Source organism: Amycolatopsis sp. NPDC114484 (assembly GCF_055633755.1).
In genome coordinates, this window is sequence record NZ_JBVKDQ010000002.1 from 33,996 (window position 1) to 46,730 (window position 12,735).

At 70.3% G+C, this 12,735-nt stretch carries 11 protein-coding genes; 6 read left to right on the forward strand and 5 right to left on the reverse strand.

Features of this window, described 5'->3' with window-relative positions; all coding sequences use genetic code 11:
- Window position 1 precedes the first annotated feature (1 nt).
- Genes ACZ7SW_RS06000 through ACZ7SW_RS06015 form a run of 4 tightly spaced genes read right to left on the reverse strand, consistent with a single transcriptional unit; the run spans window position 2 to window position 4,552 of the window.
- Window positions 2-1,453 (reverse strand): glycoside hydrolase family 3 protein, encoded by a 1,452-nt coding sequence (locus tag ACZ7SW_RS06000; protein WP_470229287.1) that lies wholly within the window; start codon window positions 1,451-1,453, stop codon window positions 2-4.
- A complete protein-coding gene (locus ACZ7SW_RS06005; RefSeq protein WP_470229288.1) occupies window positions 1,450-2,280 on the reverse strand; it encodes a carbohydrate ABC transporter permease in 831 nt (276 codons plus the stop codon). Before ACZ7SW_RS06005 ends, ACZ7SW_RS06000 begins: the two co-directional genes overlap by 4 nt.
- Window positions 2,277-3,263: a carbohydrate ABC transporter permease gene (locus ACZ7SW_RS06010; RefSeq protein WP_470229289.1), complete on the reverse strand. Its 987-nt coding sequence runs from the start codon at window positions 3,261-3,263 to the stop codon at window positions 2,277-2,279. Before ACZ7SW_RS06010 ends, ACZ7SW_RS06005 begins: the two co-directional genes overlap by 4 nt.
- Window positions 3,260-4,552, reverse strand: coding sequence for a sugar ABC transporter substrate-binding protein (locus ACZ7SW_RS06015; RefSeq protein WP_470229290.1), 1,293 nt, complete (start codon window positions 4,550-4,552; stop codon window positions 3,260-3,262). Before ACZ7SW_RS06015 ends, ACZ7SW_RS06010 begins: the two co-directional genes overlap by 4 nt.
- A gap of 870 nt (window positions 4,553-5,422) precedes the next feature.
- On the opposite strand from ACZ7SW_RS06015, the gene ACZ7SW_RS06020 reads away from it, so the two are divergent.
- The 4 genes from ACZ7SW_RS06020 (at window position 5,423) to ACZ7SW_RS06035 (ending at window position 9,782) form a co-directional block, all read left to right on the forward strand.
- Window positions 5,423-6,745: a lysozyme gene (locus tag ACZ7SW_RS06020; protein WP_470229291.1), complete on the forward strand. Its 1,323-nt coding sequence runs from the start codon at window positions 5,423-5,425 to the stop codon at window positions 6,743-6,745.
- Window positions 6,746-6,804: 59 nt separating this feature from the next.
- A complete protein-coding gene (locus tag ACZ7SW_RS06025) occupies window positions 6,805-7,170 on the forward strand; it encodes a YrdB family protein (RefSeq protein WP_470229292.1) in 366 nt (121 codons plus the stop codon).
- A gap of 441 nt (window positions 7,171-7,611) precedes the next feature.
- Window positions 7,612-9,201, forward strand: coding sequence for an acyl-CoA synthetase (locus ACZ7SW_RS06030; protein WP_470229293.1), 1,590 nt, complete (start codon window positions 7,612-7,614; stop codon window positions 9,199-9,201).
- Between the two features lie 65 nt (window positions 9,202-9,266).
- Entirely contained in the window at window positions 9,267-9,782 is a 516-nt protein-coding gene (locus ACZ7SW_RS06035) for a GNAT family N-acetyltransferase (protein ID WP_470229294.1), read from the forward strand.
- A gap of 11 nt (window positions 9,783-9,793) precedes the next feature.
- Here ACZ7SW_RS06035 and ACZ7SW_RS06040 read toward each other — a convergent pair whose 3' ends face one another.
- Entirely contained in the window at window positions 9,794-10,456 is a 663-nt protein-coding gene (locus ACZ7SW_RS06040) for a S1 family peptidase (protein ID WP_470229295.1), read from the reverse strand.
- Between the two features lie 322 nt (window positions 10,457-10,778).
- Here ACZ7SW_RS06040 and ACZ7SW_RS06045 point away from each other — a divergent pair, with 322 nt between their 5' ends.
- Window positions 10,779-11,720: an ABC transporter permease gene (locus ACZ7SW_RS06045; RefSeq protein ID WP_470229296.1), complete on the forward strand. Its 942-nt coding sequence runs from the start codon at window positions 10,779-10,781 to the stop codon at window positions 11,718-11,720.
- Window positions 11,717-12,718 (forward strand): ABC transporter permease, encoded by a 1,002-nt coding sequence (locus ACZ7SW_RS06050; RefSeq protein WP_470229297.1) that lies wholly within the window; start codon window positions 11,717-11,719, stop codon window positions 12,716-12,718. The genes ACZ7SW_RS06045 and ACZ7SW_RS06050 overlap by 4 nt, the downstream gene beginning before the upstream one ends.
- The last annotated feature ends 17 nt before the right edge of the window (window positions 12,719-12,735 follow it).

Here is a 12,735-nt window from a genome sequence, read left to right on the forward strand (position 1 = left end):
CTCAGGAGCGAGCCAGGTACTCCGCCGCGGCCCGCAGGCTCACGTAGGACCCGCTGAACGTGTCGATCCGCGGCCCGGTACCGGATTCCGGTCCGGGGACCCCGGTTTCGACCCGGATGTAGTCCACAGTGGACAGTCCGGCCAGGAACTCCCGCACCGCCGGATGCCGGTGTGCTTCCCGGGTCGCCACCACGACGCTCTCCACCGCCGAGGCGGCCGCCAAGACCGTCGAGACGTCGTCCGGCGCGACAGACAGCGTCCGAGTGCCCGGAACCAGTTCCGCCAGATGCGCCCCGAGCCCCCAGGGCATCGGTCCGGCGGCGATACCCGGTTCGGTCTGCACGTCCACCACGAGCGACGGGCCCGTGAGCTTAGGCGTGCCGGTGATCCGCAAAGCGGCCCGCGCGGCGGACAGGCCGAGCGAGTAGTCCACCGGCCGCACCGTCGCCGGAGCGGGGGAGGTGCCCAGCGAGGCGGTCCGGGCAGCGGCATCGGCCAGCCGCTCCAAGGGAAGCCGTCCCTCGGTCACCGCCGCGACGATCGCCTCGGCGGTCCGGTCCAGCGTCGCGGCGTCGAACGGGGCGCCGCCGAGGCAAAGCGCGTCGGCGCCGCCCAGGAGCGCCCGGACCGAAGCCTCGCCGATGCCGTCGTGCCGCCCGTACGCCCCGGAGACGGCCCCCATCTCCAACGCGTCGGTGATGACTGCCCCAGTGAACCCCAGTTCGCCGCGCAGCACGTCGACTAGCGCGGTCCGGTTGAACGTCGCCGGGTCCTCGCCCCATTCCCGGACCACGAGGTGCCCGGACATGACCGTCCGGACGCCCGCCTCGATCGCCGCGGCGAACGGGACCAGTTCGACCTCGCGAAGCTCGGCCGCGGTCCGCGGCAGCACCGGCAGCGACAGATGCGAATCCTCGGTCGCCGCGCCGTGCCCGGGGAAGTGCTTCGCGCACGCGGCGACGCCGTACTTCTGCATGCCGGTCACGAACGCCGCGACGTGCGGCGAAGCCGCGACCGGGTCCGACCCGAACGCCCGCACACCGATGCCCGGGTCCTCCGCGGCGAGCGTGAGGTCCGCGCACGGCGCGAGGTTGACCGTGACCCCGCACGCCGCCAGCCGCTCGCCGAGCGCGGCCGCGACGGACGCGGTCAGCTCCGGGTCCCCGGCCGCGCCCAGTGCGAGCGGGCCGGGCACGAACGAGCCCTTGCCGACGTCGAGGCGGGTGACGTCGCCGCCCTCCTCGTCGATCCCGACGACCACGCCGTCCCGCTCGGACCGCAGCGCGGAAGTGAGCGCGGCGACCTGTTCGTCGTCGACCACGTTGCGGCCGAACAGGATCACGCCGCCGAGACCCTCGGCGAGGCGGCGGCGGACCCAATCCGGTGCCGCGGTCCCGGCGAATCCGGGCAGCAGAACGGCTTCGGCCAGCTCGCGGGGCTCAGCCACCGTCATCCCTTCACCGCGCCGGCGGTCATGCCGGACACGAGTTTCCGTTGCACGATCAGGAAGAAGATCACCGCGGGGATCGCATAGACCACCGATGCCGCCATGACGCCGCCCCAGTCGATCGAGAACGCCGTCTTGAACGACGACAGCCACACCGGCAGCGTCTGCTTCGACTGGTCGCGCATGAACACCAGCGCGAACAGGAATTCGTTCCAGGCCGTGATGAAACTGAACACCGACGTGGTCACCAGGCCCGGCCCGAGCAGCGGCAGCGTGACCCGGCGGAACGCGCCGACCCGGCTGCAGCCGTCGATCATCGCGGCCTCTTCGAGGTCGTACGGGATGCCGTTGACGAACCCGTAGAGCATCCACACGGTGAACGGCAGCGACGTCGCGAAGTACATCAGCAGCAGCGACGGCAGCGTGTTCAGCAGCCCGGTGTCGCGCATCAGCAGGTACATCGGGATGAACAGCGCCGACAGCGGGGCCAGCTGCGCGACCAGGATCAGCAGCAGGAACCCCTTGCGGCCGCGGAAACGGAAGCGCGCCAGCGGGATCGCCGCCAGCACGCCCACGATCAGCGCGGCCAGCACCGCGCCGAGCGTCACGATCAGGCTGTTGCTCAGATACGTGACGAACCCGGGCTTGGTCAGCGCCGACGCGAAGTTCGACAGCGTCGCCGAGGTCGGGATCAGGTCGTACTTCGGCGACAGCACGTCGCCCGGCGTCTTCAGCGACGTCGTGAACATCCAGTACGTCGGGAAGAGGAACAGCAGCGCCACGACCAGGCCCGCGACCGACACCAGCACCCGGGCGGGCAGGGACTTCCTCATGCGATCTCCCCGTCCTTCGTGCGGACCAGCAGCTGCACGTACCGGCCGGTGACCAGCAGGAGCAGCGCCAGCATGATGGTGGCGATGGCGGAGGCGGAGCCGAAGTGGCTGCCCGCGATGCCCTTGAGGTACTGCAGGATCGCCAGCGTCGTGCTCGCGCCGTCCGGGCCGCCCTGGCGGATGGCCCACACCTGGGCGAACATGTTGAAGTCCCACAGGATCGACAGGAACGTCACCATGGTCAGGATCGGCCGGATGGCGGGCCAGCTGACCGCGACGAACGTCTGCCACGGCCCGGCGCCGTCGATGCCCGCCGCCTCGTACTGCTCGCGCGGCACGCCGATGAGGCCCGCGTAGAGCGTGAACGCGACGAACGGCACGGCCTGCCACAGCACCAGCAGCCCGATCACGACGAGCGTGCTCGTGCCGCTGGAGAACCACGAGTACCCGATGAAGGAGTGGAAGCCCAGCCGGTCCAGCGTCTTGTTGAGGATGCCGTACTGCTGGTCGAAGATCCACTGGAACACCGTGGTGGTGGCGATGACCGGCACCGCCCAGGCGAGCACCAGCGAGATCTGCAGGAAGATCCGCAGCGCCGGGTTGAGATGGCGCATCAGCACCGCGATGAGCAGCGCGACCAGCAGCGTCGCGGCGACCACCGCGCCGGTGAAGACGATCGTGCGGATCGTGACGGACCAGAACTCGGGGTCGGACAGCACGTCGGTGTAGTTCTTGAAGCCGATCCACACCATCTTGCCGGTCACCAGCTCGCGCAGGTCGAGCTGGCGCAGGCTGATGCCGAGCATCTGAACGGTGGGCCAGCCGAGCAGCACCAGCACGGAGGCGAGCGCGGGCAGGATCAGCAGGTACGGCATGAGCCGTTCGCTGAACCAGCCGGCGGTCCGCTTCCGTGCCGCCCCGACGTGCGCCGATGCCGGCGGGGTGGCCCCCGCCGGCATCGGCTTGTCCTTCGTCGCGGTCATCCGCCGATGATCTTGTCGAGGGCCGTGTTCGCGTCGGCCGCGGCCTGGTCCAGGGTCTTCTTCCCGGTCAGGTACGCGGTCAGCATGTCCTTCAGCGGGTTCTGGCCGGACTCGACCTCGCCCCACTTCGGGCTGGCCGGCATCGCCCGGCCGTTCTTCGACGCCTTCGCCATCACCGAGCCCAGCGGGTCCTTGTCCAGGGCGCTGACGTCGGTGGAGGTGCCCGGCACGTAGCCGCCGGCGGCGAGCTGCGTCATGTACTTGGTGCTGGTCAGCAGCTTCAGGTAGTCCTTGGCGAGGTCCTGGTGCTTGCTGTTGAGCGGGACGACCAGGTTCGAGCCGCCGAGGAACACCGGCGCGCCCTGGCCCGCGGCCTTCGACGGGATCGGGAACGCGCCGGTCTTGGCGGTGATGCCCGGGTCGGTCTTGGCCGCGGTCGCCACCTCGTTCGGGGTGCCGATGAACATGGCGACCTTGCCCGCGCCGTAGATGCCCGCCTGCTGCGGCGTGGCCTCGTCGTTGTCCTTCGGCGCGGTGGTGCCGGAGGCGTCCACGAGCTTCTTGTAGAACTCGAGGCCCGCCTTGGCTTCCGGCGTGTTGAGCGAGGACTTGAAGGACTTGCCCTCGGCCTTGGCGATGTCGCCGCCGTTGTCCCAGATGAACGACGACAGCGCGTACCAGTTCTGGCCCGGCATGTAGAGCGGCTGGAACTGCGAGTCGCCGCCGAACTTCGTCTTCAGCTTCGCGATGTCCTCGAGCCATTCGTCGTTCGACGTCGGCGGCTTCGCGATGCCCGCCTGCTCGAACATGTCCTTGCGGTACATCACGACGCGGTTCGCGGCGTAGAACGGCACGCCGACGGTTTTGCCGTCGTACTGGCCGGACGCCTTGAGCCCGGCGAGCCACTGCCCGCCGTTGAGGTTGCTGACGTCGCCGGAGAGGTCGGCCAGCACGCCCTGCGCGGCGAACGCGGGGGTCTGGGTGTTGCCGACCTCGATGACGTCCGGCGGCGTGTCGCTCGCCAGCGCGGTGGTCAGCTTCTGCTGGATGCCGTTCCACTGCTGGATCTGGTAGTCGACCTTGACGCCGGGGTGGGCGGCCTCGAATTCCTTGTTCAGGGCCGAGGTCAGGCTGTCCGGCGCGGAGCCGGTCATCAGCCAGACCGTCAGCTTGCCGTCCTGCGCGCCCCCAGCGCTCGAGGCGTTCTCACTCCCGCCGGAGCCGGCACACCCGGCCGTGGCGAGCGTGATGGCGGCGGTTCCCGCCGCCAGCTTGAGCCAGCGCTTCACGTGTCTCGTCCTTTCGGTGCCCGGTCGTCGGCGACCGGGGCTGAATGACAAATGGTGTAGACCAATGTCCTGCAGGGTGGTCCGGACCACAGCCGGTGTCAAGCCGGTTGCCAAGATGTTGCGAAGACGTCGGCCGGGTTGACGCTGTGTGGCCGGACGATTACCGGGGTCTGCGCGGAAAGCGCTGGTGGCGGCCGGTTTCCGCAGTGCGGGCAAGGGTTTCCGGTGCGGGGGAGTTGTTCGTGAACGGATCGCCGGGCCGGGCGTGTCGCGCGGGCCGGGCGAGTCTCCGGCGGCGGCGGGCGACCTACCTTCGGCCCTTGCGCGAGGACGAAGCGACGGGCGCGGGCGTTCGCCGCCCGGCGGCTCGGGTCGCTCTGTCCGGCCGCGCCGTCCGGATTCCCGGGGCCGCTCTGTTCGGGTTCCGGGGTCGCTCTGTCCGGCCGCGTGGCTCGGATTCCCGGGGCCGCTCTGTTCGGGTTCCGGGGTCGCTCTGTCCGGCCGCGTGGCTCGGATTCGCGGAGTTGCTCTGTCCCGGCGTCCCGGGGTCGCTCTGTCCGGCTGCTCTGTCCGGCTTCCCGGGCCGCTTCGCTGCGCCGAGGCGGCCCGATTACCCGCTGCGACGAGTGCCGGGCTCGCTGCCGACAGTGACCCGGGGTGGGTGAGTTTCGTCCCGGCCCGGACCGGCCGTACCGCCGGTGACCTCGGAAAACCTCTTGTGTACCACGCGTCACATCACTCCCAGTGGTTTACAGGCGTCCCGCGTGTCACACACACTGGGGCTCGCCCAGGTGATCCGGTGCCGCTCTTGGGGAAGAGAGGCGGACGGCCGGAGCGCTCCCAGGGCGGGAAAAGAAGAGGGAGTAGAGGATGACGGGCTCCGGGCGGATAGCGGCTCGGGCGGGTGCGGTCGTGGCGGCGGCAGCGGTGGCTGCCGTCGGAGCGTTGGGGCTGCTGCACGCGCCCCAGGCGGCCGCAGCGCCTGCCGAGGTGCCGGGCATGGACGTGTCCGGGCACCAGGGCAATGTGGACTGGAAGGGCGCGTGGAACGCGGGCGCGCGCTTCGCCTATGTCAAGGCGACTGAAGGCACCGGGTACCGAAACCCGTATTTCGCGCAGCAGTACAACGGTTCGTACGACGTGGGGATGATCCGCGGCGCGTACCACTTCGCGCGTCCGGACGTGTCCGACGGCGCGACGCAGGCCGACTACTTCGTCGCGCACGGCGGCGGCTGGTCCGCGGACGGCCGCACCATGCCGCCGATGCTGGACATCGAATACAACCCGCACGGCTCGACCTGCTTCGGCCTGTCGCAGTCGGCGATGGTGTCGTGGGTGCGGTCGTTCTCCGAGCGGCTGCACGCGAAAACGTCGCGCTGGCCGATGCTTTACACCACCACGGACTGGTGGAAGACCTGCACCGGCAACTCGAACGCGTTCGGCGACACGCATCCGCTGTTCATCGCGCGGTACGCGCAAAGCGCGGGCCCGCTGCCCTCGGGCTGGCGGTACTACACGGTCTGGCAGTACTCGGACTCCGGCAACAAGCCCGGCGACCAGGACTCGTTCAACGGTTCGATGGAGCAGTTGATCAAGTTCGCCGGCGGCGAGGCTCCGAAGAGCGAGGCACCGGCGCCGCCGAAGCCGACCACGTCGACGAAGCCGCCGACGTCGAGCACGCCGACGACTAGCGCGCCGCCGAACTCCTCGGCGACCAAGACCCCGACCAAGACGCCGACCGGTTCGGCCACCACTTCGCCGACGACGACCACGAAGGCGAGCCCGACGACGTCCAGCAGCCCGACGTCCTCGGCGACGAAACCGCCCGCGTCCACGTCGCCCACCTCGTCGACCGCGGCGAAGAAGGACATCAGCGGTCTCGTCTGGGCTGGCGGCAAGCAGGCGAACCCGCCGGGGTCGCTGTCGGACGCGAAGCACGCCGACTCGCTCACTGCTCGCGTGCACGAAGTCGCGAAGGTGACGCCGAAGGCTCCGGTCGCGCAGAAGACGGCTCCGCAGAAGGTCACGAGCAGCCAGCCGGCGCGGGCTTCCGCGCAGGAGGCGAGCCAGCCGAAGCAGCAGGCACTGGCGAAGACCGGGGTGAACACTCCGCGGCTCGCCGTGTTCGGCGCGGCGCTGCTGGTGTTCGGGGCGATCCTGATGACCCTGTCGCGGATGGTGGCCCGGCGCTGATTCCGGCCGGGTCCGCGACTCCGCGCACGGAGCGCGGGCCCGGCCGTTAGGCTCCCGGCGTGACCACCACTCGACCCGAATTGCGCGGTTTCCCCGGCGCGGTGCTCGTCATCCGCTTCCTGACCGAACTGGCGCTGCTCGCCGGGCTCGCGGTCGCCGGCGCGCGGCTCGGCGGGAACGTGTTCCTCGACATCCTCGCCGCGGTGCTGTGGCCGGCGCTGGCGGCGGCGATCTGGGGGCTCGTGATCGCGCCCCGGGCCAAACGGCGCTGCCCGGAACCGACGCGATTCCTCCTGGAGACGGCGCTGTTCGCGGTGGCCGCGCTCGGGTTGATCGCGTCCGGGCTGCTGGTCGCGGGGATCGTGCTCGGCGTCGCCGGGATCGCCGTCGCGGTGGCCGTGCGGGTGTGGGCGAAGGACGGCTGAGCGGATTTCCCGCGCTGGGACCGGTCCTGGCGCCTGCTCAGTACGGTGGCGCGCAGGGATTTCCGTACCGCTGCCCGGACGGTGTCCGCGCCGGTCGCTTGTTCGGGCAGTTCCGCTTCCGCGCACGGTCCGGCGCCAGATGAAGATGCCGTGGCGGCAGTCGCTCACCGTGCCCGCGGACGGGAAACCGGGTCCGGGAACGTGACCGGGTCGGCCTCGATCGGCGGCTCGGTGCGGGGCTGCGCGTGCAGGACGGGCCGGAGTCGTGGGTCCATCAGCCGATCATCGCGAACCGTTCGGCGCCGCGACGCGACGGCGAGGAACCCGGCTGGTCCTCTGTCCACTTGAGATAGCGCGCGGGGCGAGAGTCGCGCAGGCGAGCCGGAAAGCCCGCCGCCGGTCCTGCTTGCGCACGCCGCGCCGGTGGATGAGACTCCGGCTATGCCGAGCCCGTTCAGCGCCGAAACGGCGGAAGCGATCCAGCACGCCCGCCAGCATTCCGTCGGGGATCTCCTGCGGCGCACCGCGTTGCGCCTCCCGGACAAGCTCGCGATCGTCTCCGGCGAACGGCGGGCGACCTACCGCGAGTTCGACGCGGCGGTCAACCGCTGCGCGCACCGGCTCGCCGAACGAGGTCTCGCGAAGGGCGACCGGCTCGCGCTGCTCAGCCGCAACTGCTGGGAGTACGCCGTGCTCGTGTTCGCCACGGCCAAGCTGGGCGTGGTGCTGGTGCCGGTGAACTTCATGCTCGGCGCGGAGGAGATCGCGTTCATCCTCGGCCACGCCGGAGTGTCCGGGCTGATCGCCCAGGACGCGCTGCTCGACACCGCGGCGGAAGCGGTGAAGCGCTCCGGCCGCACCGACGTCCTGCGCGCGCGGATCGGCGGCAGCGGCGGCGAATGGGAGAGCGTCGCGGACTGGATCGACCAGCCCGGCGACGAAACCGCTCCGGCCGTGCTCGTCGCGGACGACGATCCGCTGCGGCTGATGTACACCTCCGGCACCGAATCGCGGCCGAAGGGCGTGCTGCTGTCGAGCCGGTCGCTCATCGCGCAGTACGTGTCGTGCGCGATCGACGGAAGCATGAGCGGCGACGACATCGAGGTGCATTCGCTGCCGCTCTACCACTGCGCGCAGCTGGACTGTTTCCTGTCGGTCGACGTCTATCTCGGCGCGACGAGCGTGATCCTGCCCGGCCCGGACCCGGCGGCGTTGCTGGCCGCGGTGGAACGCGAACGCGCGACGAAGCTGTTCGCGCCGCCGACGGTGTGGATTTCGCTGCTGCGGCACCCGGCGTTCGACACGACAGACCTGTCGAGCCTGCGGAAGGGCTACTACGGCGCGTCGCCGATGCCCGCCGAAGTGTTGCGCGAACTCTCCCGCCGGCTGCCGGACGTGCAGCTGTGGAACTTCTACGGCCAGACCGAAATGGCTCCGCTCGCCACGATCCTGCGCCCGCACGAACAACTCGCGAAGGCGGGTTCGGCCGGCCGGGCGTCGATCAACGTCGAGACGCGGATCGTCGACGAGAACGGCCGCGAGCTGCCGCCCGGCGAGGTCGGCGAGATCGTGCACCGCAGCCCGCACGCGACGCTCGGGTACTACGAGGACGAGGAGAAGACCGCCGAGGCCTTCGAAGGCGGCTGGTTCCACTCCGGCGACCTCGGAGTGCTCGACGACGAGGGCTATCTGTCCGTGGTGGACCGGAAGAAGGACATGATCAAGACCGGCGGCGAGAACGTCGCGAGCCGCGAGGTCGAGGAAGCGCTGTACCTGCTCGACGGGATCGCCGAGGTCGCGGTGTTCGGGGTCGCGCACCCGCACTGGATCGAGGCGGTCACCGCGGCCGTCGTTCCGCGCGAGGGCGTCACGCTCACCGAGGCGGAGGTTCTCGCGCACGCCCGCGAACACCTGGCCGGGTACAAGTGCCCGAAGTACGTGGTGTTCGTGGACGCGCTGCCGAAGAACCCGAGCGGGAAGATCGTCAAGCGCGCGCTGCGGGAAGGGCACGCGGGACTGGCGCAGGGGTGACGCCCGCCGTCCGCGGAAGCGAAAAATGAGCTGTGCGCCGGGAGATCGGCGGGAAGACTGGGCCGATGATCCGTCTCGTCGAGTCGCCCCGCCTGGTGTTGCCCACGGCTGAGGTGCGGACGTCGTACCTCGTCGGCGAGCAGGCGGACTGCCTGCTCGAAGGCCGCCCGACCGAATGGCTGGACTCGGCGAGCGCCGACTTCGCCGGGTTCGTCGCCGCGCGGCGCGGGGTGCTGCCGCGCTGGGGAGTGCCTTCCACGCTCTTCTGGTACGTCTCCGGCGAGTACTACCTGGGCACCCTGGTCGTCCGGCACGAACTCACCGCCGAACTCGCCGAAGCGGGCGGCCACATCGGGTATCACGTGGTGCCCCCGTGGCGACGGCAAGGCCATGCCACGCGGATGCTGACGGCCGGGCTCGCGCAGTGCCGCCGTCTCGGGCTCGACCGCGTCCTGCTGACCTGCGAGGCGGACAACGAACCGTCGCGCCGGGTGATCCTTTCCAACGGCGGCGTGCCGGACGGCCGGAAGCGCGGCGAAGACCGGTTCTGGATCGACCTCGGCCTGGACGCTGTCGCGTAGCCGCCTCCCGCTCAGGCGAGCGTGGCGCCGTAAGCGGCGAGCACGGGCGGCAGCGGCTGGAAGAAGCTGACCTGGTTGTTCCCGCCGGACAGCACTCCGTAGCCGACCCCGGCGTAGAACAACGGGCCGCCGCTGTCGCCGGCGCCGACCGGGATGTCGGTGGCGATCGTCCCGACGACCTGCTTGCCGTCGCCGAAGTTCACCGTCTGGTTGAGGCCGAGGACCTTTCCGCACGTCTTCTTCGTGGTCATGCCGCTCTTGCACACCAGTTGGCCCACTGCCGGGGTGCCCGCGCGCAGGATCCGCTGGGTGCCGCCGTCGTAGAGATCGACCTGGCTGTGCCCGGAGCCGGAGGGGTTCTCGACGCGGCCGTAATCGGTCACCGGGAAGTGGCTGTCCACGTTGCGGCCGATGTCTTTCCAGTCGAGCCCGTGTTCGGTGCAGTGCCCGGCGGTGAGGAGGTACCGGACGTTCTTGACCAGGATCGCGAACCCGGCGGAGCAGTAGTAGGGCTCGCGGCCCGGTCCCGGCGAGACGGTGTACATCGCGTCGCCGCCGTTCACCGCCGCGGTGACCGCCGAGGGTGTTGCGGAGGCGGCCGGGTTTACCAGCAGGGCGGCCGCGGCCGCGGCGATCAGCACTCCGGCGAGCTTGCGGCGCGAGCAGCGAGACATCGGCAGGTCCTTCCGTCCACATGAGACTGGTTGTGTGCGGCCAGTTCAACCTCCGGCGGCGGGCGGCACAAACGGAGTCAGCCTGCTGGCCCGGGACTGCCTCCGAACGGGTGACAACAACACTGGCCGGGCAGCCGTCCGCACGGCAGACTGGCCCCGGCCGCCGGACCTTCGGTGACCTGCGCGAACGGCACGAATCCCGAAGGGAGGCGCGAGGCCTGCGCCGTCTCACGATCCGGGAAGGGCACCGCCGTCGTGGTGAATTTCCTTCGGGTTCTTTACTGTCACGTCGTCAAGTAACGCTGATCTGCATAGGGAACCGTTGTCCGACATCCTGTCGCCGGGCGGCGCCGGAGTCCCGGCGGCCGTCCCGGCCTCCCGGAACCTGTGGCGCGCGCTGCGGCACGACCGCTGGGCCCAGGCCAGCGCGGTCGTCATCGTCCTGGTGATCGTCACCGCCCTCGCGGCTCCTGTGCTCGCCCTGATCGAGGGCCAGGACCCGTACACCTACCACACCGAACTGCTCAATCCGGCCGACGGAACCGGCGCGGGATTCCTCGGCGGGATCAGCGGAAGCCACTGGTTCGGCGTCGAACCGCTGACCGGACGGGACCTCTTCGCGGTCGTCGCGTACGGCGCGCGCACGTCGTTCCTGATCGGGCTCGCCGCGACCGCGGTGTCGATGCTGCTGGGCGTGCTGCTCGGGGCGAGCGCCGGATACGCCGGCGGCTGGTGGGACACCGTGGTGAGCCGGGTGACCGACGTGCTCCTCGGCTTCCCGCAGCTGATCTTCATGATCGCGCTCGGCGCGGTCGCCCCGCAGTCGATCCCGCGGCCGCTGTTGCTGATCGCGGTGATCGGCCTGTTCGGCTGGCCGCGCGTGGCCCGGGTGGTCCGCGCGCAGACACTGAGCCTGCGCAACCGCGATTTCGTCAGGGCGGCCCGGGCACTCGGCGCGGGCGGCGTGCACGTGTTCCGCCGCGAGCTGCTGCCGAACCTGTGGGCGCCGATCATCGTGCTGGCGACGGTGAGCATCCCGGCCAACATCGGCCTGGAAGCCGCGCTGTCGTTCCTCGGCGTCGGCATCCCGCCGCCCACGCCGAGCTGGGGCCGTTCCATCAGCGACGCGATCAACTGGGTGCAGACCGATCCGATGTTCCTCATTTTCCCCGGCGCCGCGCTGTTCATCGCGACGCTGGCGTTCAACATGCTCGGCGACGGGCTGCGCGACGCGCTCGACCCGAAGACGGCGGTGCGCCGGTGAACCGCACTCTGCGTTTCGTGGGCATCCGCCTGCTGGGCATGCTCGGCGTGCTGCTCGTGGTCAGCTTCGGCACCTTCGCGGTGTTCTACCTGCTGCCCACCGACCCGGCGTTCATGTCCTGCGGCAAGCCGTGCACGCCGGAGAACCTGGCGCTGGCGCGGGAGTTCATGGGCTTCGACAAGCCGTGGATCCAGCAGTACTTCGACTTCCTCGGCGGCATTTTCACCGGCCGCACCTTCGGCACCGGCGTGACGGCGATCGTCTGCTCCGCGCCCTGCTTCGGGTATTCGTTCCAGCAGAGCGAACCCGTGCTGGCGCTGATCGGGGACCGGTTGCCGATCACGGTTTCGCTGGCCGTCGGCGCGTCGGTGATCTGGTTGATCGCGGGCGTCGCGACCGGCGTGTTCTCCGCGCTGCGCCGCGGCAAGTTCGCCGACCGCGCCGCGATGACGGTGACGCTCGCGGGGGTGTCCGCGCCCGCGTATCTGGTGGGGTTGCTGGGGATTCTGCTGTTCGGCTTCACGCTCGACGTGGTGCCGGTGAGCGGTTACGTGACGTTCGCGCAAAGCCCGGTCGACTGGGCGTGGCACCTCGTGCTGCCGTGGCTGGTGCTGGCGTTCATCAACGCCGCGGTGTACGCGAGGCTCTCGCGCGGCCAGATGCTCGAAATCATGGGCGAGGACTTCATCCGCACCGCGCGGGCGGTCGGCCTGCCGGAGCGGACCGTCATCGGGAAATACGCGCTGCGCAACGTTTTGCTGCCGGTGGTGACGGTGTTCGCGGTCGACCTCGGCGCGCTGCTCGGCGGCGCGGTGATCACCGAGCGCGTGTTCGCCCTGCCCGGTCTCGGCGGGCTGCTCGTCGACGCCGTGCACCAGGTGGACCTGCCGGTGCTGATGGGCGTCAGCCTGTTCGCCGCCTTCTTCGTCGTCCTCGCGAACTTCGCGGTGGACGTGCTCTACGGGGTCCTCGACCCCCGCGCTCGGCTCGGTTCTTGAGAAAGGGAACGGAAAAA